Annotated in this window: 16 protein-coding genes; 3 read left to right on the plus strand and 13 right to left on the minus strand. The window is 68.8% G+C overall.

The features are described 5' to 3' along the window. Window positions 1-2 precede the first annotated feature (2 nt). The 7 genes from E0H45_RS41295 to E0H45_RS41325 all read right to left on the minus strand — a co-directional run bounded on the left by E0H45_RS41295 (window position 3) and on the right by E0H45_RS41325 (window position 9,023). Window positions 3-896, minus strand: coding sequence for a TIM barrel protein (locus tag E0H45_RS41295; protein ID WP_131348079.1), 894 nt, complete (start codon window positions 894-896; stop codon window positions 3-5). Beyond that, a complete protein-coding gene (gene iolD, locus E0H45_RS41300) occupies window positions 896-2,809 on the minus strand; it encodes a 3D-(3,5/4)-trihydroxycyclohexane-1,2-dione acylhydrolase (decyclizing) (protein WP_131348081.1) in 1,914 nt (637 codons plus the stop codon). The genes E0H45_RS41295 and iolD overlap by 1 nt, the downstream gene beginning before the upstream one ends. After that, on the minus strand, window positions 2,806-3,705 hold the full coding sequence (gene iolB / locus E0H45_RS41305; protein WP_131348083.1) for a 5-deoxy-glucuronate isomerase: 900 nt from the start codon (window positions 3,703-3,705) through the stop codon (window positions 2,806-2,808). The genes iolD and iolB overlap by 4 nt, the downstream gene beginning before the upstream one ends. A gap of 36 nt (window positions 3,706-3,741) precedes the next feature. Then, on the minus strand, window positions 3,742-4,620 hold the full coding sequence (locus tag E0H45_RS41310; protein ID WP_202872756.1) for a Cgl0159 family (beta/alpha)8-fold protein: 879 nt from the start codon (window positions 4,618-4,620) through the stop codon (window positions 3,742-3,744). Window positions 4,621-6,161: 1,541 nt separating this feature from the next. Next, a complete protein-coding gene (iolC, locus tag E0H45_RS41315) occupies window positions 6,162-7,103 on the minus strand; it encodes a 5-dehydro-2-deoxygluconokinase (RefSeq protein ID WP_131348085.1) in 942 nt (313 codons plus the stop codon). A gap of 34 nt (window positions 7,104-7,137) precedes the next feature. Further along, window positions 7,138-8,022, minus strand: a complete 885-nt coding sequence (locus E0H45_RS41320; protein ID WP_131348087.1) for a sugar phosphate isomerase/epimerase family protein — start codon at window positions 8,020-8,022, stop codon at window positions 7,138-7,140. A 14-nt stretch (window positions 8,023-8,036) separates the two neighbouring features. Further along, window positions 8,037-9,023 carry a Gfo/Idh/MocA family protein gene (locus tag E0H45_RS41325; RefSeq protein WP_131348088.1) on the minus strand — a complete coding sequence of 329 codons (987 nt, stop codon included), beginning with the start codon at window positions 9,021-9,023 and terminating at the stop codon, window positions 8,037-8,039. A gap of 262 nt (window positions 9,024-9,285) precedes the next feature. On the opposite strand from E0H45_RS41325, the gene E0H45_RS41330 reads away from it, so the two are divergent. Beyond that, the gene (locus E0H45_RS41330; RefSeq protein WP_131348090.1) at window positions 9,286-10,026 is read left to right on the plus strand and encodes a GntR family transcriptional regulator; all 741 of its coding nucleotides are present in this window, start codon (window positions 9,286-9,288) and stop codon (window positions 10,024-10,026) included. On the opposite strand, the gene E0H45_RS41335 is transcribed toward E0H45_RS41330, so the two are convergent. From E0H45_RS41335 to E0H45_RS41355, 5 genes are all read right to left on the minus strand, one after another. Continuing rightward, window positions 10,023-14,885: an NAD-glutamate dehydrogenase gene (locus E0H45_RS41335; RefSeq protein WP_131348092.1), complete on the minus strand. Its 4,863-nt coding sequence runs from the start codon at window positions 14,883-14,885 to the stop codon at window positions 10,023-10,025. The genes E0H45_RS41330 and E0H45_RS41335 overlap by 4 nt on opposite strands. 115 nt (window positions 14,886-15,000) lie before the next feature. Beyond that, window positions 15,001-15,198 carry a ferredoxin gene (locus E0H45_RS41340; RefSeq protein WP_131348094.1) on the minus strand — a complete coding sequence of 66 codons (198 nt, stop codon included), beginning with the start codon at window positions 15,196-15,198 and terminating at the stop codon, window positions 15,001-15,003. Further along, window positions 15,195-16,442: an NADH-ubiquinone oxidoreductase-F iron-sulfur binding region domain-containing protein gene (locus E0H45_RS41345; RefSeq protein ID WP_131348096.1), complete on the minus strand. Its 1,248-nt coding sequence runs from the start codon at window positions 16,440-16,442 to the stop codon at window positions 15,195-15,197. The genes E0H45_RS41340 and E0H45_RS41345 overlap by 4 nt, the downstream gene beginning before the upstream one ends. Beyond that, the gene (locus E0H45_RS41350) at window positions 16,439-17,020 is read right to left on the minus strand and encodes a hypothetical protein (RefSeq protein WP_131348098.1); all 582 of its coding nucleotides are present in this window, start codon (window positions 17,018-17,020) and stop codon (window positions 16,439-16,441) included. The genes E0H45_RS41345 and E0H45_RS41350 overlap by 4 nt, the downstream gene beginning before the upstream one ends. After that, window positions 16,993-17,901, minus strand: a complete 909-nt coding sequence (locus E0H45_RS41355; protein WP_131348100.1) for an FAD:protein FMN transferase — start codon at window positions 17,899-17,901, stop codon at window positions 16,993-16,995. Before E0H45_RS41355 ends, E0H45_RS41350 begins: the two co-directional genes overlap by 28 nt. A 24-nt stretch (window positions 17,902-17,925) precedes the next feature. Between E0H45_RS41355 and E0H45_RS41360 the strand changes: the two genes are divergently transcribed. After that, window positions 17,926-18,192: a hypothetical protein gene (locus E0H45_RS41360; protein WP_131348102.1), complete on the plus strand. Its 267-nt coding sequence runs from the start codon at window positions 17,926-17,928 to the stop codon at window positions 18,190-18,192. 84 nt (window positions 18,193-18,276) lie between these two features. Here the strand turns inward: E0H45_RS41360 and E0H45_RS41365 are convergent, their stop codons facing one another. After that, window positions 18,277-18,771, minus strand: a complete 495-nt coding sequence (locus E0H45_RS41365; protein ID WP_202872757.1) for a MarR family winged helix-turn-helix transcriptional regulator — start codon at window positions 18,769-18,771, stop codon at window positions 18,277-18,279. A gap of 88 nt (window positions 18,772-18,859) precedes the next feature. On the opposite strand from E0H45_RS41365, the gene E0H45_RS41370 reads away from it, so the two are divergent. Continuing rightward, the gene (locus tag E0H45_RS41370) at window positions 18,860-19,831 is read left to right on the plus strand and encodes an NmrA/HSCARG family protein (protein ID WP_131348105.1); all 972 of its coding nucleotides are present in this window, start codon (window positions 18,860-18,862) and stop codon (window positions 19,829-19,831) included. Window positions 19,832-19,905: the final 74 nt, after the last annotated feature.

Consider the following 19,905-nt stretch of genomic DNA (forward strand, 5'->3'; position numbering starts at 1 on the left):
CGTCATCTCGATGTAGCACCCCCAGAACCAGTGAGATACGCCAACGTCCGCGCCGCGATCGGCAGCGGTACGTCGGGCGCACACGGGTACATGTCCTGCTCGACGATCGCGAACACGTCGGCGTCCAGGGCCGCCAGCGCGTCGAGGACCGGCGGCAGCTCGGGTACGCCGTTCGGCGGCTCGCACATCACGCCCCGCCGTACGGCTTCGTCGACGCTCAGGCCCTCGGCTTCGACCTCGGCGAGGATCTTCGGATCGACCTGCTTGAGGTGGACGTAGCCGATCCGGTCCGGGTACTTCCGGATCAGCTCGAGGTTGTCGCCGCCGCAGTAGCTGATGTGGCCGGTGTCGAGGCACAGGTTCACGGAGGCGCTGTCGGTCTCTTCGAGGAAGCGCTCGACGGTGTCCTGCGTGTCGACATGTCCGTCCGCGTGCGGGTGGTACTGCGTCAGCAGCCCGAACTCGTCCGCCAGCCGGCGGCCCAGCTCGGTCACCGCCTGTCCGTGTCTGGCCTGGCCCTCGTGGTCCAGCCGTTCCTCGACGACCTCGCCGTTGTCACCGCGCCACATCGACGGCATCACGACCAGGTGCTTCGCGCCCATCGCGGCCGTGAGCTCGGCCGTCTTCACGACATCGCGCCACGTCGCCTCCCACCCGTCGGGGCGATGCAGCTGCTCGAACGTCGTACCGGCGGTCATCGTCAGACCACGCTGGTCGAGCTCGTCCTTCAACCTGACCGGGTCGGTCGGAAGGTACCCGTACGGACCGAGCTCGATCCGCGTGTACCCGGCCGCGGCCACCTCGTCGAGGAACCGCGTCCACGGCGTCTGCTGCGGGTCGCCCGCGAACCAGACTCCCCACGAGTCCGGCGCCGTACCGATGTCGACTCTGCCCATCAGTGATCCCCGTCGGCCGGAGTCAGGTACGGACGCTGGGCCTTCTTGCTCTCCTCGTACGTCGCAGCCGCGGCCTGCGTGGACTGCAGCTCCGACACCTCGCTGACCGGGACGTCCCACCACGAGTCGCTGTCCGGACCGCCGACCAGCGGGTCGGTCGTGACATGGATCGCGATCGGCCCGGTGGCTGCCTTCGCGGTCTGGATCGCCTTCTCCAGCTCGGGCCGGCTGTGGACATCGATCACGTCGACACCGAAACTGCGCACGTTCGCCGCGAGATCAATCGGCAGGTAGTCACCGTCGAGCCGGCCGTCACTGGTGCGCTTGCGGTACGCCGTCCCGAACCGCTGGGAACCGAGGGACTCCGAGAGCGCGCCGATCGACGCGAAGCCGTGGTTCTGCACCAGGACCACGATGATCTTGATGTTCTCCTGGACCGCGGTGGCCAGCTCGCTGGACATCATCAGGTACGACCCGTCGCCGACCATGACGAACACGTCGCGATCCGGTGCGCCGAGCCGGACACCGAGTCCGCCGGCGATCTCGTATCCCATACAGGAGAAGCCATATTCGACGTGGTATCCCTTCGGGTCGCGCGGCCGCCACAGTTTGTGGAGGTCACCCGGCATCGAGCCGGCTGCGCAGACAACCACATCAGACGCCGCCGACAATTCGTTGACGGCGCCGATCACCTCGCCCTGCGTGAGCAGTCCTTCGGCCAGTTTCGCCGTCACCTCGGCGGAGGGCCGGAAAACTGCGTCCACAGTTCCGTTCCAGTTCCTTGTGAGTTCCTGCGCCTCGGCTGTGTACTTGTCGTCCACGGACCACTCACCGAGCGCGGATCCCAACGAAACAAGGGCTTCCCGCGCATCGGCCACCACCGGGAGGCCGGCATGCTTGCCACTGTCGAACCGCGCCACGTTGATGTTCAGGAACCGGACTCGCGGATTCTGGAAGGCGGTCCGCGACGCCGTCGTGAAGTCGCTGTAGCGGGTGCCGATCCCGATCACCAGGTCCGCATCACGGGCCAGCGCGTTGGCTGCCGTGGTCCCGGTCGACCCGACCGCGCCCACCGCCTGCGGGTGATCGTAGGCAAGAGATCCCTTACCTGCTTGGGTTTCCGACACCGGTACGCCGGTCTGCTCGGCGAACTCACGCAGCGCGTCCTCTGCTCCCGAGTAGTGCACACCGCCACCGGCGACGATCAGCGGTCGTTGCGCGGACCGTAGGAGATCTGCCGCCTTGTCGACAATTGATGCCTCCGGCAAGGGACGTGCGACGTACCAGGTGCGCTCGACGAAGAGCTCTTCCGGCCAGTCGTACGCCTCGGCCTGGACGTCCTGCGGCAAGGCCAGCGTCACCGCGCCGGTCTCGACCGGATCGGTCAGCACGCGCATCGCGTTCATCAGTGCCGACGGCAACTGTTCCGGTCGCCAGACGCGGTCGAAGTACTTCGACACCGGGCGGAAGGCGTCGTTGACCGACACGTCACCGGCGCCGAAGCTCTCCAGCTCCTGCAGCACGGGTGTTGCCACCCGCGTTGCGAACACATCCGAAGGGAGGATCAGCACCGGCAACCGGTTGATCGTCGCAAGGGCCGCACCGGTCACCATGTTGGTCGAGCCCGGGCCCACGCTTGCCGTGCAGGCGTAGGTCTGGAGCCGGTCACGGGTGCGGGCGAAGGCCGCCGCGGTGTGCACCATGGCCTGCTCGTTGCGGGCCAGGATGTACGGCAGCGCCTTCGGGTCCTCGAGTTCGGACTGCAGCAACGCCTGGCCGATCCCGGCGACGTTGCCGTGGCCGAAGATGCCCAGTGACCCGGCGATCAGCCGCTGCCGAAGCCCGTCACGCTCCGAGTACTGGACGCTCAGGAATCGCACCAGGGCCTGCGCGACCGTGAGACGCACCGTCATGACTCTTCTCCTGTTTGTCCGAAAGGTAGGCGCGGATCAAGATGTTGGGAGTTCCACAGGTCGCGGACCCATGCATGCTGCGGATCGTCGGTGATCAGCCACTGGCGCTCGGTGCCGGGTCCGGCCATCACGTTGAGGTAGTACATGTCGTAGCCGGGTGGCGCCATCGCCGGGCCGTGCCAGCCGTGCGGGACGAGCACCACGTCACCGCTGCGGACCTCCGCCAGCACGTCGATCGGGCGCTCCTCGGTGCCGTAGACCCGCTGGTAGCCGATCGGATCGTTGCCCTTGACACCTTCTGGGACGTCGTCGGACAGCTGCAGCTCGAAGTAGTAGATCTCCTCGAGCTCGCTCTCCTTCCCCGGCTTGTGCTCGTCGTGCTTGTGCGGCGGGTAGGACGACCAGTTGCCGGCCGGCGTGATCACCTCGCACGCGATGATCGAGTCCGCCTCGAGGACTCCCGGCGTACCGAAGTTGCGGACCTGGCGGGAGGCGACACCGGCACCACGGAGCTCGGTCTCGACCTCGTCGGCGCCGATCCGCCGGAACGGATGGTCCGTCGCGGCCTTGGCGTGCGGGAACGCGATCCGCGCGCCACCGGCGCTGACCACCGCGAACGTCGAGTTCCGGGGCACGTACGCCAGATCCGTCGACCCCGCAAACACGTCCGCCCGTCCACCGAGCGGGACTGCCTCGCCGTCGACGATCACCTCGGCCGACCCACTCAACGGAAGGACGATGTACTCACAGTCCCCGGTGTCGATCTCCACCGACTGCCCAGGAAGCAGGGTCCGAACCAGCAAGCCGCTGTGATGCCACTCCGCCTCACCCGGCCGCACCGCGAGCTCGAACCCATCGCTCGCCGCGGTCCCGGCCGGCCGAACCCATTCAGTCATCCCAACTGTCCTTCCTCAGAACCTCAGCGGTCCGGGTCATGCGGTGTCGCCGTGGACGAGGGCCGCGGCATGGTCGACAGCCGCCGCCACGTCGCCGTCGGGTGGGAACAGCAGCGCCCGCCCGACCACGAGCCCGCGGACCGAGGGCAGCTCGAGCGCCTTGCCCCACGAGGCGTAGGTCGCTTCCGGCTCCGCCGTCGGATCGCCGCCCAGCAGCAGCGTCGGCAGAGTCGTTGCCTCCATCACCCGATCGAGCTCGTCCACGACCGGCAGCTTGAGCCACGTGTACGCACTCGTCGCGCCGAGACCCGACGCGATCTGGATCGACTTGATGACCGAGTCGGGGTCGAGCAGGTTCGCGACCCGCCCGTCCTCGCCGCGCGTCGACCAGAACGGCTCCACCATCGCCATCAGCTTGTGCTCGGCCAAACCGGTCACCGCCGCGGCACTACTCTCCAACGTCGCCACGGTCCCCGGGTCGCCGAGGTCGATCCGCGTCAGCATCTTCCCGCCGTCGAGCCGCCGCGCGGCGATCTCGTCAGCAGTCCGGTACGCCGTGAACCGATCGTCCAACTCGAACGCCGCCCCCTGCAACCCGCCCCGGTTCATCGATCCGATGACGACCTTGCCTTCCAACGCACCGAGCAGCAGCAGGTCCTCCAACACGTCCGGAGTGGCCAGTACGCCGTCCACACCCGGCCGCTGCAACGCGATCATCAACCGGGCAATCAGATCAGCCCGGCTCCCCATCGCCATTCGATCGCCCCGCACCCCCAACGCACCACGCGCCGGATGATCAGCAGCCACGATCAACAGCCGCCCGTCATCCCCCACCAACGCCCGAGTCCGCCGCTGCAACCACCCCTCGGCCACCCGCTCCGGATGCCGAACCCGAACCTCGGTCAACTCCCCCAACCGCTCAGCAACCCCCTCCCCCCAAACCAACCCCACCGGCAGCGCACTACCCACACCCAAGAACCCCACGCCAGAGGCTTGCTCCCCAACTGAGGCACCCCCGCCAAGCTCACCAACCTGCTCAGCGTCCTCACCACCGTGCGCCAACTGAGCGCCACCCGGTGAGTCACCAGCCAAAGCACCACCAACGACCCCGGCGTCCTCCGCTCCGACACCAGCACCAGGAACACCTCCGGCTTCTGCGCCGACTCCAGCTCCGGCGCCGGCAGCAGCCCCGGCGGCCAAAGCACCAGCGGCGCCAATCGCGGCAGGGCCCTGCACACCTGCGCCGGCAGCACCAGCCGCGCTGGGGCGACTCGCCTGGTCTTCGTGGAGCTGTCCGGTGTCGTCCTCCGGGCCCGGAGGACTCGCTTCATGTGCCTGCTCCGACACACCGGGGTTGAAACTGACGGTCGGCTCGCCAGCCGCCTCCCCGCCAGTTCGAGAGGCTCCCGACAGCACACCCGACTGCTCGTCACCGGCCGAGAGCTGATCACCGGGCGGCTGACGCTCGCCGGGCGACGGCCGCTCACCGGGCAAGGGCTCTGCCTGCGGGACGCTCGCGCTGGCTGACGGTGGGATCGCGTGTGGTTGGTCTGCGGCGGTTGCTGCCTGCTCGTTTGAGCCCGGCGTACCACCTGATTCGGCCGTGGCGACGACTGGTTCCTGGCTTGCGTCCGCAGTCTGTTCTGCTCGCGGCCCGTTGGTCTGCCGGTCTGCTGGGGCTGCGGGCAAAGTCGCTCGCTGCTCTCCACGGACCGTTTGACCGCTCACCTGATGCCCCGGCGAAGCCTCCGCCCTGCCCAGCCGCTGCTCACGCCCGGCCTGCTCACCTACTACCTGCTCACCTACTGCCTGCTCACCAACGGCCTGCTCACCAACGGCCTGTTCGCCCGTTGTCTGCTGGGGTGTGGGCAGGTTCAGGTTACCGATGACGGTTGTCTGGCCGTCGGGGGTTGCGGAGGGCGTCCCCTGGGAGGCGTCCATCATCACGGTCACGTCATCGGGGCCCGGTGTGTCTGGGCGACGCACAACAACCGCCCGGTCGTTCAGTCCGGCAGTCGGGGCGTCCGGGTCGGCGTACGGTCGCGCGGACCCCGCAGGCTCCGTCGGCCTGTTCACGTCCGACGGCTGCGAGATGACAGTCGAGTCGTCCGACCCGGCGTACGTGGATCGTTGGGCGGCACGTGCGGTGACGTCATCGGACCCGGCGTACGGCGACGCTTGGGCGGCTCGTGCGTCGGGGGCGGGGGCGGCGGGAGAGGTTGGCGTCCGTGGGTGGGGCGGGGGGGGGCGGTTGGAGATGACTGTTGGGTCGTTTGCGCCGGGTGTGAGGACGGTGGATTCGTTGGCCCAGTCGGTCTGGTCTGCGGCGGGGCGGCGGGCTATGACGGTTGGGTCGTTGGGGCCCGGGGTGAGGGTGGTGGGGTCGGGGTCTTCATGGGGGCGGTGGATGGGGATGGGACGGGCGTGTTCGGAGTACTGGTCTTCGTCGTGGGGGGTCATGCTTCGGCTCCCAGGTGGGAGAGGACTTCTTCGGTCGTGGGCATCGCGGTGGAGCATTCGAGGCGGGAGGCGACGATCGCGCCGGCGGTGTTGGCGAACCGGATGATCTTCTCGAGCGGCCAGCCGGACAGGAGGCCGTGGCAGAGCGCTCCGCCGAAGCCGTCGCCGGCACCGAGGCCGTTGACGACGTCGACCGGGTACGGCGGGACCTCGACGCGTTCGTCCCGGGTCCGGGCGAGCGTGCCGCGGGGGCCTTGTTTGACGACGGCCAGGTCGAGGCCGCGGTCGAGGAGGGCCTGCGCGGCCTTGTCGGGATCGGTCTCGCCGACGGCGACCTCGCACTCCTCACGGTTGCCGACAGCAACCGTGCAGTACTCGAGCGCGCGCGACACCTGCGAGTGTGCCTCGCTCGGATCGGCCCAGAACATCGGCCGGTAGTCCAGGTCGAGCACCGTGATCGGACGCCGCCCGCGAGCCTCCCAGGCGGCGAAGTGCGCGGACCGCGACGGTTCGGCGGACAGGCCGGTCACCGTGGACCAGTAGATGCGCGCGTCGCGGATCGCGTCCAGGTCGAGCTCCGACGGGTTGATGACCAGGTCGGGTGCTTTCGGGAAGCGGTAGAAGTAGAGCGGGAAGCTGTCCGGCGGGAAGATCTCGCAGAAGGTGATCGGCGTCGGCAGGCCATCGACTCCGGAGACGAAGCGGTCGTCGACCCCGAGTTCGCCGAGCGTGCGGTGGATGAACACGCCGAACGGATCGTTCCCGGTCCGGCTGATCACCGCCGACTTGCGCCCGTGCCGCGCCGCCGCCACCGCTACGTTCGTCGCGCTCCCGCCAAGGAACTTGCCGAACGAGGTGACATCTTCCAGATGCGTCCCGATCTGCAGCGGATACAGGTCGACCCCGATGCGCCCGATCGTCAGTACGTCGTCCACCATCAGACCATCCCATCCACATGGGTCCCGGAGGCGGTCATTCGAGCCCCGCCGCGATCGACTGCAGGTGCGCGATACTCGCCCGTACGTCGGCCACGGGCCCGTCGTCCACCGGACGCGCTTGCAGGATCGTGTCCTGTTCGAGGACGTACCACCCGTCGTACCCGGACTTCTCCAGCGTGCTGACGATCGTGGTGATGTCGATGTCGCCGGCGCCCAACGGGCGGTACATCCCGGAGCGTACGGCGTCCGTGTACCCGACCTCACCGGACTGCACCCGCGCGGCCCACGCGGCGTCGACGTCCTTCAGATGGGTGTGGCGGATGCGGGACGTGTGCTCGACGGCCAGCGCCACCGGATCGACCCCGCCGATCAGCAGGTGACCGGTGTCGAGCGTGAGGCCGATCGACGAACCGTTGAGTACCTGCGAGACGTCGTCAGCGTTCTCGACCATCGTGCCGACATGCGGGTGGACGGTCGCCAGCACGCCCTGGGAGGCCGCCAACTCGGACAGCTTGTCCAGGTTGGCGAGCAAGGTGCTCCAGCCAGCAGCATCAAGCACCGGGCGGTCGTCGTACCCGTCCTGGCCGGTCGCTGCGGCGAGGACCAGGGTCCCGGCACCGGCCGCGACGAAACCCTCGAGTGCGGCGGCGACCTCCGGAGCGGGATCGTGCGATGGGTCGTGCAGGACGACCGGCACGAATCCGCCGACGGCCCGAAGACCGACGTCTGCCAGGGTTTTCGCCTTGTCCCCGGGTTCGTCCGGCAGGAACCCGTCCGGGCCGAACTCGGTCGCCGCCAGCCCGACCGCGCGCATCTCGGCGAGCACCGTCGCGGCGTCGTACTGCCAGCCCCAGCCCGGCACCTCGCACACGCCCCACGAGATCGGAGCGCCGGCGATACGGGTAGCAATGTCAGTCATATGCGTAGCTCTCCTCAGAGCGTGACGATGCGGTTCTCGTGGCGGGACAGTTCGCAGGCGTCGGCGATCCGGAAGGCTGCGAGCGCGTCCCGGACCGTGCACGGCACCTCGCGGGTCCCGGCGACGACCTCGGTGAAAGCGGTCAGTTCAGCGACGTACGCGGGCTGGAACCGATCCATGAACGTCATGTGCGGTGGCCCTTCGGGGAAGCTGACGCCCGGCTCGGCCGACCGGAGCGCGGTGTGCGAGTCCAGGCCGACCGCGATCGAGCCGAGGCTGCCGTGCAGCTCCATCCGTACGTCGTGCCCGGCGCCGTTGTACCGCGTCCCGCTGACTGCGACGAACGTACCGTCGTCCAATGTCAGCAACGCGGCCGCCGAGTCCACGTCACCAGACTCGCTGAAGAACGTCTCGCCGCGGTTCGCGCCCGTGGCGTAGACGCTGACGACCTCGCGGCCGGTGACGTAGCGGATGATGTCGAAGTCGTGCACCGTGCAGTCGCGGAAGAAGCCGCCGCTCTGCGGGATGTATTCGCGGTGCGGCGGGAAGGCGTCGTTCGTGTTCGCCCGGATGTGGTGCACGAACCCGAGCTCACCCGTCTCCACGGCCGCCCGCGCCGCCTGGTACCCGGCGTCGAACCGGCGCTGGAAACCGATGTGTACCGGGACGGTCGCCGCCTCCACCAACGCCAGTACCCGCTCGGTCTCCGCCAGGTCGAGCGCGACCGGCTTCTCACAGAACGTCGGTACGCCGGCCGCGAGCCCTGCCTCGATCAACGAGGCGTGCGCGGACGTCGCCGCCGCGATGACGAACCCGTCCAGGCCGGACGCGAGCAGCGCCGGTACGTCGGAGACCGACGAGACGCCCAGCTCCTTCGCGACCGCCTGGGCCCGGGCGGGGTCCGCGTCGGCGACGACCACCTGATCCACCGCCGGCAACCCCTTCAGCGTCGCGGCGTGGAACGCCCCGATCCGCCCGACCCCGACCAACCCGATCCGCATCCGCGCTGCCTCTCTCGAAGAACGGGCGCGCCACAGCCCCTGCGGCGCGCTGGTTGCTCGTCAGCTTTCCGGCCACGTGCCAGGGGTGTCAATACTTTGTTAACACATTCTCACGTACGGACATGGCGGGGTACCATCCGCCCATGACGGTATCGATGCCACGCCTCCGGCGCGGCGGGTCATGGGGCTGGAACTCCCGTCCTTCCCTCGTCGCTCCGGTCGCTGCGCTCCCTCCGCTCCTCAGTCCAGGACGGGAGGCCCCATGACCGGTGCTCTGCCGATCCAGCTCGATCGGGGCAGCCCGGTGCCGCTGTACCACCAGCTGGCCGAGCAGCTGACTGCCGCCATCACGGACGGCCGGCTGCGTCCGGGCGACCCGTTCGAGAACGAGCTCGGCATGTCGGACCGGCTGAACCTGTCCCGCCCGACGGTCCGGCGGGCGATCTCCGAGCTGGTCAACCAGGGCCTGCTGGTCCGCCGCCGCGGCATCGGCACCACGGTCGCGAACCAGATGGTGCACCGCAAGGCCGAGCTGACCAGCCTGTACGACGACCTCGCGCGCGAGGGCCGGACGCCGCGGACCGAGGTGCTCGCGCTGGACTGCGCGGCGCAGGACGACCGCGCCGCCGCCGTACTCGAGGTCCCGCCCGGCACCCCGCTGGTCGCGATCGTGCGGCTCCGGTACGCCGACGACCTGCCGCTCGCGATCATGCGCAACTGGCTGCCGCCGGCCCTCAACGACCTGACCTTGGACGAGCTCACGAGCGACGGTCTGTACGCCGTCCTGCGGGCCCGCGGCATCCGGCCGACGGTCGCGCGGCAGCGCATCGGCGCCCGCAACGCGACCGCCGAGGAACGCCGTACCTTGCACATGTCGAAGGCGGAGCCGCTCATCACGATGACCCGCTCCGCCTACGCCGCCGACGGCTCCCCCGTCGAATACGGAAACCACTGCTACCGAGCCGACCAGTACTCCGTGGACGTGGTCGTCTCCGAGCGCTAGGCCTGGTTGGCGATCAGGGTTCGGACCAGGCGGAGACCTACGGAGAGGTGGGCCAGTTCGGGACCTTCGGTTTCGACGATCTCCTCCAGCATGGTGGCGGCCCGGGCCAGCGCCGTCGCGTTCTGGTCCTGCCAGGTGATGACGCGCTCCTCGGGATCGACCGACGGGTCGGTGGTGGCGAGGACCTGACGGGTGAGGCGGGCGTGCACGGCGTGCAGGTCGTCGCGCAGGGCGGCGCGGGCCATGGTCTGCCAGCGGTCGGTGCGCGGCAGGCCGATGATCCGCTCCAGGAAGCGGCCCAGCTGCAGCCGCTCACCGAGGGCGAAGTGGACCTTGGCGACCTCGAAGATGTCGATGTCCTCGCGGGACGCGGTCTCCACGATCCCGAGCCCGCCGTACGCCGGCGGCAGCACCGCGATCCGGGTCGCGAAGTCCTCCGAGACTCCCTTCTGCACAAGGGCTTCCCGGCGCTGCTCGAACAGCGCCAGCTCGCGACCGCGCAGTACGTCGGGCAACGCCGCCGTCAGCTTCGCGATCCCCGGTCCGAAGAACTCGATGAGCTCCTCGATGTCGACCGGAGGCCGCCGGGTGCTGACGAGCCAGCGCGTCGCGCGCTCGACCAGCGTCCGCGTCTCGAGCCGCATGTGCGTCTGCGTCGCGGCGTCGACCACGTTGTCGAGCTCGGCGTTGCTCGACAGCAGTTCGGGCTGCGAGAAGATCCGCGACGCGGCCAGGTTCGCCCGGACCACGTCCTCGATGGTCCCGCCGGTCTCCAGTGAGAGCCGGTGGTACGCCGTGATGCCCGACGTGTTCACGAACTCGTTGACCACCTGGGTCGTGATGATCTCGCGGCGCAGCTGGTGACTCTGGATCTGGTCGGTGAACCGCTCCTGGATCGCCTTCGGGAAGTAGCTGGCGAGCTTGTGCGCCAGGTACGGGTCGTCCGGCAGCGACGTCTTCAGCAGCTCGGCGTCGAGCACGATCTTGGTGTACGCGATCAGCACCGACAGCTCAGGCGACGTCAGCCCACGCCCGTCCGCCTTGCGCTTCTTGAACTCGGTGACGCTCGGCAGGAACTCCAATTGCCGGTCCAGCAGCCCTTCCTTCTCGAGCCGCCGGACCCAGTCCTGGTGGACGTGCATCAGCGCCGGCGCCTGCTCGGCCGCGTTCGCCAGGGCGATGTTCTGCCGGTAGTTGCTCTTCAGCACCAGCGCCCCGACCTCGTCGGTCATCGACGCGATGATGTCGTTGCGCTGCTTCTCGGTCAGGTCGCCGTCCGCGACCACCGTGTCCAGCAGGATCTTGATGTTCACCTCGTGGTCGGAGGTGTCCACACCGGCCACATTGTCGATGAAGTCGGTGTTGATCCGGCCGCCGGCCGCGGCGTACTCGATCCGGCCGAGCTGGGTGAAGCCGAGGTTGCCGCCCTCACCGACCGCGCGGGCGCGCAGCTCGGACCCGTCGATCCGGATCGCGTCGTTCGCCTTGTCGCCGACATCGGCGTTCGACTCGCCGGACGACTTCACGTAGGTGCCGATGCCGCCGTTCCAGAACAGGTCGACCGGCGCCTTCAGGATCGCGTTCATCAACTCGGCCGGCGTCAACGTGACCGGGCCGCCTTCGAGACCAAGGGCATCGCGCACCTCGGCCGAGATCGGGATCGCCTTGTCGGTCCGCGGGAAGACCCCGCCGCCGGCGGAGATCAGGGACCTGTCGTAGTCCGCCCACGACGACCGCGGCAGATCGAACAGCCGCCGCCGTTCCGCGAACGACGAAGCCGCGTCGGGCGTCGGGTCGAGGAAGATGTGCCGGTGGTCGAACGCGGCGACCAGCCGGATGTGCTCGGACAGCAGCATTCCGTTGCCGAACACGTCACCGGACATGTCGCCGACCCCGACGACCGTGAAGTCCTCGCTCTGGCAGTCGTGGCCCATCTCGCGGAAGTGCCGCTTGACCGACTCCCACGCGCCACGGGCGGTGATGCCCATCGCCTTGTGGTCGTACCCGACCGAGCCGCCGGACGCGAACGCGTCACCGAGCCAGAACCCGTACTCCTTGGCGACACCGTTCGCGATGTCCGAGAACGTCGCCGTACCCTTGTCCGCGGCAACGACCAGGTAGGCGTCGTCGCCGTCGTACCGGACCACGTCGCGGGGCGGAACGATGTCACCGGCAACGATGTTGTCGGTGATGTCGAGCAGCCCGGAGATGAAGGTCTTGTACGACGCGATGCCCTCGGCCAGCCAGGCGTCCCGGTCGACGGACGGATCCGGCAGCTGCTTGGCGTAGAACCCGCCCTTCGCGCCGACCGGCACGATCACCGAGTTCTTCACCATCTGCGCCTTCACCAGGCCGAGCACCTCGGTGCGGAAGTCCTCGCGCCGGTCCGACCAGCGCAGACCGCCCCGCGCGACCGCGCCGAACCGCAGGTGCACACCCTCGACCTGCGGCGAGTACACGAAGATCTCGTACGCCGGCCGCGGCTGCGGCAGCTCCGGGATCGCCTTCGGTTCCAGCTTCAGCGAGATGTACGACCGCGGCTTCCCGTCGGCGCCCGGCTGGAAGTAGTTGGTCCGCAGCGTCGCCTTCATGACGGTCAGGTACGACCGCAGGATGCGGTCCTCGTCCAGGCTCTGCACCGTGTCCAGCGCGGCCAGGATCTCCTTCTCCAGCTGGTCCGTGCGCATCGTCCGGTCCGGGTCGTCGGCCGGTCCGCGCGCCGGGTCGAAGCTGGTCTCGAACAGCTGCACCAGCAGGCCGGCGACGTCCACGTGGTTGAGGAACGTGTTGTGGATGTAGTCCCGGCTGAACGGCGTACCGCCCTGCCGGAGGTAGCACTGGTACGCGCGCAGGATCGACACCTGCCGCCAGCTGAGGCTGCCACGCAGCACCAACGCGTTCAGCTTGTCGGACTCGGCCCGGCCCTCCCAGACCGCCTGGAACGTGTCGGAGAACAGGGTGCGCAGTTCCTCGCGCTCCTCGGTGTCCTCCGGTGCCCGCAGGCCGAAGTCGTAGATGTAGGCCATCGTGCCGTCGTCGCAGCGGATCTCGTACGGGCGCTCGTCGACGACCTCCACGCCCATCGCGCTCAGGTGCGGCAGCACCTGCGACAGGGACAGCGGCGACCCGGTGCGGAACACCTTGAAGCGCCGCTCGCCCTCCCACTCCTCGTCGAGCGGGGTGTAGAGCGACATGGCCAGCCCGTTGTCGGACGGCAGCCCCTCCAGGACGTGGACGTCGTTGACCGCGACGCGCGCGTCGAAGTCCTCCTTGTACGCCTCCGGGAACGCGTTGGCGTACCGGCGGGCCAGCTTGGTGACCGCACCGTCGCCGCCCTGTGCGTGCAGCGCCACGGTGAAGTCGTCCTGCCACGCCCGGGTCGCCTCGATGACCTGCTGCTCCAGCAGATCCGCGTCGTACTCGCCGACCGTCTCGCCCTGCTTCATCCGCACCACGAAGTGCACGCGGGCCAGCACGGACTCGGTCACGTAGGCGGCGTATGTGACGGTCTCGGCGCCGATCGCGTCCTTGAGGATCTGCTGCATCTTCAGCCGGACCGCAGTGGTGTAGCGGTCACGCGGCAGGTACACCAGGCAGGACAGGTACCGGTTGTAGACGTCACGCCGTACGAACAGCTTGACCGCGCGCCGCTCCTGCAGGTGGAGCACTGACTGCACGATCGGCAGCAGGTCCTCCACAGGTGCCTGCAGCAGCTCGTCGCGCGGGTAGGTCTCCAGTACGTCGAGCAGACCCTTGCCGCTGTGGCTGTTCGGGTCGAAGCCGGTCTGGCGGAACAGCTCCAGCGCCTTCCGCCGCAGCACCGGCACCTGCATGACGCTCTCGGTGTACGCCGTCGACGACAGCAGACCGATGAACCGGCACTCCCGGACCGGGTTGCCGCCCTCGTCGAACTGCTTGATGCCGACGTAGTCCAGGAAGGTCGACCTGTGCACCGTGGAGCGGGAGTTCGCCTTGGTGAGGATCAGCAGCTTCTGCTCCTGCGCCTTGGCGCTCACCTCCGGCGGCAGCTTGCCGGAACCCGGCTTCGGGTCCGGGCGAAGGATGCCCAGACCGGTCCCGGGGCGGCCGCGCAGGATGCCCTGCTCGCCTTCCATGGTGAAGTCGTACTCGCGGTAGCCCAGAAAGGTGAAGTGCTCGTCGGCCAGCCACTCCAGCAGCTCGCGGGCCTCCTCCACCTCGCTCTCGGAGACCGGCAGGTCGGCGGCGTTCAGGCCGGCGGCGATGGTGACCGCCTTCTCGTGCATCTTCGGCCAGTCCTCGACCGACTCGCGGACGTCGTTCAGCACCTTCTGCAGGTCCTGCTCGAGCGCGCGGTGCTCGGCGACGTCCGCGATCCGCTCGATCTCCAGGTGCATCCAGCTCTCGCGGACCAGGTCGTGCCCGTCCGCGGTCGCGCTGTCGTCGAGGACCTCCTGCAGCGTGCCGGCCATGTCGCGCCGGACCACGAACTGCGGGTGGATCAGCAGCTGGAGCTCGAGGTTGCGTTCGGTGATCGCCATCGAGGCGCTGTCCACCAGGAACGGCATGTCGTCGATGACGATCTCGACCACGGTCCGGCCGCTCGCGGACCAGCCGTGCTCCTCGAGCGTCGGCGTGAAGACATGCACCTTCGCCGTACCCTGCGGGCGGGACATCGCGGACTTGTAGTGGTGCCGCGCGGCGCCCAGGCAGTCGTTCGGCTGGCGCTCGGCGACGTCCTCGGCGGCGACGTGCCGGTAGTACTGCTCGAGGAATGTCTTCAGCTTGCCCGGGTCGGCCGACTTGTCGTGACCATGTGTTCCCGCGGCCACCGCCTTGGCGAGCACATCCGCCTTCTGGACGTCCAGCTTGCTTCGCATTCCCCACCGTCTCCACACGTGACTTCGGCGTCGCTCGCGCCGGACCGCACGACATTGTGCGGTCACTCAGAGATTAGTCCACCTTTGTCACTGGTGTGGTGTCGGGACGGGCCTGTCATCGACTACTGAGGCGTAGTGCAAGAGCCGGACAGGCGAGGACTGCGCGGCGCGCGTCCGGGAGTTCACCGGCGGTGATTTCGCGGCCGCGGAGGACGGGGAATCCCCACTCGTCGAGGACGACGTCATCAGGCAGCAGACCTGCGCAAAGGCCGTGTCCGTCGCACCTGGTCCAGTCGATCTCCACCTTGTTCATCGGGTACCTCCAGGGACGGGCAGAACTCCGAGAACCGGCCGGCCACAGCCCTGACCGGACAGATGACGCCGTACGTCGTCGTCGAAGACCTCGAGCGCCGATGTGAGGAACCTCGCAGCCCCGTCCGGGTGCGCGCAGGCGCCTCTGCCCGGAATCAGACCGAGGTGCCGCTGGGCGTCGTACCAGCCCTGACTGTCGCCGATGGTCAGCCGGGCGAAGTCGTCGACGAGTGAGGCGAGGCCGAAGACACAGGGTCCGCACTGGCCGGCCGACTGACTCCTCAGCCACTCAGCGACCCTGGTGACCTCGCCGAGCGGACAGGTACCGGAGCCGAGCGCGAGGATGATCCCGGCGGACACCTCCGGTCGCTGCAGCAGCACGCCATCGGTCTGCGGCAGCCAGCGCCCGTGGTACCCGCCCAGCAGGACAGGTCCCGGTTCTGCACCGGCGTACTGCAGGACTGTGTCCAGTGGGACGCCTGTCGGTGTCTCGATCACACCGGGCCGTTGGACCGCCCCGTCGATCGTCAGCAGCTGCGTACCCGGTTCGCTGGTCAGACCGGTGCTGCTGAACCCGCGGGACCCGAGCCGCGCGAGTACGGCGAGCTGCGCGAACGTCTCCACGTTCGACAGGAACGTCGGCCGCCGGTGGTACCCCCTCCGCGTCGGCAGCACCCGCCGACCCGGTGGCACCGCAGTACCGCCTTCAAGCACACTCAGCACCGCGCGAGCCTCACCTGCGACGAACCGACCCGGGGTGTCACGCACCTCGATCGCCAGCTGGTCGTCACGCTCCATCAGCGCCTCTCGGAGGGACGTGGCCGCGGCAGGGTCGTGTACGGCGATCAGCACGTGCGGTGCCCGCAGTGCGTGCGCGAGACCGACTGCGCCGTCCAGAACGAGGTGTGGCGACCGGGTCAGGAGCAGACGGTCCTTCCGGCTCACCGGCTCGCTCTCCGAGCCGTTGACCACCACAGCTTCTACACCGCGAGCTGGGAGGTCCTGCAGCTTCAGTGCGACCGGAAAGGCCGCACCGCCGCGCCCCCTGAGTCCTACGGCTTCGCAGAGCTGCACGTAGTCGTCGCGGGTTAGCTCGGGCTGCGGACCGTGCGTCAGGAGATGACGCTGGAGGTCCAGACGGCCCTGGTCGAGTCCGGCGAGGACTCTGGCGTCACCGATGACCCTGTGTCGCTCCCCTTCCAACCCCGCCGAGCGAAGCGACGCGGGGCTGTCGATGGTGGTCATTGGGTCCTCCAGGCGCGGGTGGTTTTAGGGGTCGCGTTGTTGAGGCGGTACGCGCCGGCGGTGGCGACCGCGCCCAGGCACGCGAGCGTGATGCCGAGCATCCACGGCGTACTGCGGTCGGTACCTGCCAGCAGTGCGTGGCCGATGGACAGCAACCACCCGACCGACGCGGCGATGTGTAGCTTGCGCCAGTGCTTCGTGAACGACTGGGACACGGCCAACCGGCCACGGGCCGCTCCGACGAGGGACGCCAGTACGAGGCTGTAGAGAGCAAGCACCCCGATGACCATGGCGAACGGCCGGTAGCCGGAGCCGAACGGCCACACCAGAACGGTCGGACTGATGTCCACGTAGCTGTCGGCGATCACCGCGACCACATGTGTCGCCAGCAGGACCAGTCCGGTCACAGCGGCCGAGCGGTGCACGTACTGGAGCCAGAACCGCCGCTCCGGTCGACGCACGCCGGGCATCACCATTCCGAGTACGGCGGACAGCGTGAACATGACCATCGTGACCACGCCGGCCGCGCGGGCCAGGTACCACAGGGTCATCAGGCGGCCCTGCTCGCCGTCGGCCACCCGCACAGCTCGGTGACCTCACCGTCGTCGGCAATCAGCCGCGCCGGGTGACCGGACAGCTTCAGCCGCCCGACGGCTGCTTCGCCCGTCGCGATGAGCGCAGTACTGAAGGTGTTCGCCCGTACGGCGGTCGGCGCCCAGACGGAGGCAGTCCGGTACAGACCCTCCGCGGGACGGCCCGTGCGCGGGTCGATGACGTGGTGCCCGTAGCCGGTCGGTGTCTGCCAACGCCGTACGGTCCGGGTCGACGTGGTCAGACCGCCGTGGGCGAGCGTCACGAGGACACCCTCGTCGCCGGCGCGCTCCGCGACGGTGATGACCCACGGCTTCTTCGGCGTACCCGCTGCCCGCAGGTCGCCGCCGATCTCGACGAGGACCGCGCAGCCGTAGCGCTTGCTGATCACGTTGGCCGCCCGATCCGCCGTCCAGGCCTTGGCGGTGGCACCGAGGTCGAGAGCGCAGTCCTTCGGCACACCTAGCAGCGCTAGCTTCCGGTTGAGGCGGACCTCCTGCCAGCCGGCGATCTGCGTCGGGTCCTCGGGCGCTTGCGGGAAGCGCCGCCGTACGGCTTCGATGTCGGCGTCGTACCCGGCCGCGATCACCGCCGCGCCGACGGTCGGGTCGACTGCCCCGCCACTCATCTGGGCCGCGACCAGGCTGACGTCGACCAGGTCGACGAGCAGACGCGACACCGGTGCGAGGGCGCCGGCGCGGGTGTTGACGATCGACAGCTCGGAGTCCGGGCGGAACCGGCTCGCGGCCTTGTCGACGCGGTCCATCAGCGCCTTGAGCTCACCGCACGCCGCCCCCAGTACAGCGGGGTCGTCGACGGTCAGCCGGACCGTGCAACTCCACGCGTTCCACGTGCGTGAGGCGGTCATGACCCGTTGCTCCCGCCTTGCGAGGTGGAGCCGGAGTCGGCCGAGCCGACGCCGCTCGAGCTGCTGCTGTCGTCCGAGCTCGAACTGGAGCTTGAGCTGGAGGAGTCCGAACTGCTGGACGTCGACGTCGTACCGGTGCTGCCGCTGTCCGAGTGCTTCGAGGACACGACCGCGACCGAGATCCCGGTCGCGCCGACTCCGAGGACGGCAGTGGCTATCGCGGCCGCGGACGCGCGGTGGAGCCAGCGCCGGCGGTTGGGTTGGGGTTCGCCTGTGGTGACCATGCCGTAAGCCTCGTTCGAGGCCCGTCAGCCGCACTCCAAGAGAAGATCAAGCCACCGTCAAGTTCTGCTGAAAGCTCTCTGAGAACAGGTCTCAGGAGCGGGCCTCCAGCGGGCAGTCGGTGTCGCAGTGCTTGCCGATCGTGCCGACGATCTCGTCGGCGACCTCACCGAGAACGGCGAGGCGGTCGGGGCCGAACACGTCGACGAAGAACTCCCGCACCCGCGCGGCGTGCACCGGCGCGCACTCCTTGATCGCGGTCAGGCCTTCCTCGGTGATGGCGATCTCCGGGTACCGCGAGTCGCAGGCCTCCTTGCGGATCAGGCCGCGCTTCTCCATCCGGGTCAGGTGATGGGACAGCCGGCTCTTCTCCCACTGCGTCGCGCGCCCGAGCTCGAACGCCCGCATCCGGCCGGACTCCGACTCGGACAGATTCACCAGGATCTCGAAGTCCGACTTGGACAGGCCGAAGTCCCGCTGGAGGTGCCGCTCCAGGTGCGTCTCCAGCGTTCGGTTCATCAGCAGGTAGCTGCGCCACGCCTTCTGCTCGTCGTCGTCGAGCCACGGTCCCTTGCTCACGAGAACCATCCTACCCGCTCGGGTTGACACATCAACCAATCGCGCTACGATCGGTTGAGTTGACACATCAACCTAACTGTTCGAGGAGTGAACGGATATGAGCAAGCTGATCGCCGTCGTCGGAGCCACCGGAGCCCAGGGTGGCGCGCTGGTCCGCGCGATCCTGGCGGATCCGTCGGGCGAGTTCGCCGTACGAGCGCTGACCCGGAACCCGGACTCCGGCGCGGCGAAGGACCTCGCCGCCGCGGGCGCCGAGGTGGTCGCCGCGGATCTCGACGACGAGGCGAGCATCCGGGCCGCGTTCGACGGCGCGTACGGCGCTTTCGTGGTGACGAACTACTGGGCGCCGCTGACCGCGGACGAGGAGGCGGCGCGGACCCGCGCCGAGATGGAACTCGACCAGGCCGAGATCGCCGCGCGGGCCGCCCGCGACGCCGGCGTACAACACCTGGTCTGGTCGACGCTCGAGGACACCCGCCTGTTCTTCGGCGGGCGTGACGACGTACCGAGCCTGGACGACGGGCGCTACAAGGTTCCGCACTTCGACGCCAAGGGAGAGGCGGACGAACTGTTCACCAAGTACGGCGTACCGACGACGTTCCTGCGGACCACGTTCTACTTCGACGCGTTCGTCACCGCCATGGCGCCGACCCGCAACGCCGACGGCACTCTGACCATCACGGTACCGATGGGCGATCAGCGCCTGTCCGGTATCGCCACCGACGACATCGGCCGCAGCGCCTTCGCCATCCTCAAGCGCCCCGACCTGATCGGCCAGACCGTCAGCATCGCCGGCGACCACCTCACCGGCCACGAGTACGCCGCCGCCCTCGCCGAAGCCCTCGGCGAAAAGGTCGTCTACTACTCCCCGACCCTCGAGGAGTACCGCGAGTACCCGTTCCCGATGGCCGTCGAAATGGCCAACATGTTCCAGTTCTACGCCGAGAACCACCACGAGTTCACCGGCAACCGTGACCTCGCGAACGTCCGCGAACTGAACCCGGCCCTGGAGTCGTTCGAAACCTGGCTCAACCTGCACAAAGCCGACCTACTGGCCGCCACCAAGTAACCCACGACCTTGGGCGACTCACCCGCGAGCCGCCCAAGGTCGACGCCCAAGACTTCCCGACCTTGCCGTACGCC

Source organism: Kribbella soli, assembly GCF_004331345.1.
In the GTDB taxonomy this organism is placed as follows: Bacteria; Actinomycetota; Actinomycetes; order Propionibacteriales; family Kribbellaceae; genus Kribbella; species Kribbella soli.

What these genes read in the sequence shown, in the direction of transcription:
- E0H45_RS41355 (WP_131348100.1), bottom strand. Translation starts at nt 17,901, where the DNA reads ATGACCGCCTCACGCACGTGGAACGCGTGGAGTTGCACGGTCCGGCTG.
- E0H45_RS41345 (WP_131348096.1), bottom strand. Translation starts at nt 16,442, where the DNA reads ATGACCACCATCGACAGCCCCGCGTCGCTTCGCTCGGCGGGGTTGGAA.
- E0H45_RS41320 (WP_131348087.1), bottom strand. Translation starts at nt 8,022, where the DNA reads ATGACTGACATTGCTACCCGTATCGCCGGCGCTCCGATCTCGTGGGGC.
- E0H45_RS41335 (WP_131348092.1), bottom strand. Translation starts at nt 14,885, where the DNA reads ATGCGAAGCAAGCTGGACGTCCAGAAGGCGGATGTGCTCGCCAAGGCG.
- iolD (WP_131348081.1), bottom strand. Translation starts at nt 2,809, where the DNA reads ATGACGGTGCGTCTCACGGTCGCGCAGGCCCTGGTGCGATTCCTGAGC.
- E0H45_RS41365 (WP_202872757.1), bottom strand. Translation starts at nt 18,771, where the DNA reads ATGGTTCTCGTGAGCAAGGGACCGTGGCTCGACGACGACGAGCAGAAG.
- iolB (WP_131348083.1), bottom strand. Translation starts at nt 3,705, where the DNA reads ATGACTGAATGGGTTCGGCCGGCCGGGACCGCGGCGAGCGATGGGTTC.
- E0H45_RS41325 (WP_131348088.1), bottom strand. Translation starts at nt 9,023, where the DNA reads ATGCGGATCGGGTTGGTCGGGGTCGGGCGGATCGGGGCGTTCCACGCC.
- E0H45_RS41370 (WP_131348105.1), top strand. Translation starts at nt 18,860, where the DNA reads ATGAGCAAGCTGATCGCCGTCGTCGGAGCCACCGGAGCCCAGGGTGGC.
- E0H45_RS41295 (WP_131348079.1), bottom strand. Translation starts at nt 896, where the DNA reads ATGGGCAGAGTCGACATCGGTACGGCGCCGGACTCGTGGGGAGTCTGG.
- iolC (WP_131348085.1), bottom strand. Translation starts at nt 7,103, where the DNA reads ATGGTGGACGACGTACTGACGATCGGGCGCATCGGGGTCGACCTGTAT.
- E0H45_RS41340 (WP_131348094.1), bottom strand. Translation starts at nt 15,198, where the DNA reads ATGAACAAGGTGGAGATCGACTGGACCAGGTGCGACGGACACGGCCTT.
- E0H45_RS41330 (WP_131348090.1), top strand. Translation starts at nt 9,286, where the DNA reads ATGACCGGTGCTCTGCCGATCCAGCTCGATCGGGGCAGCCCGGTGCCG.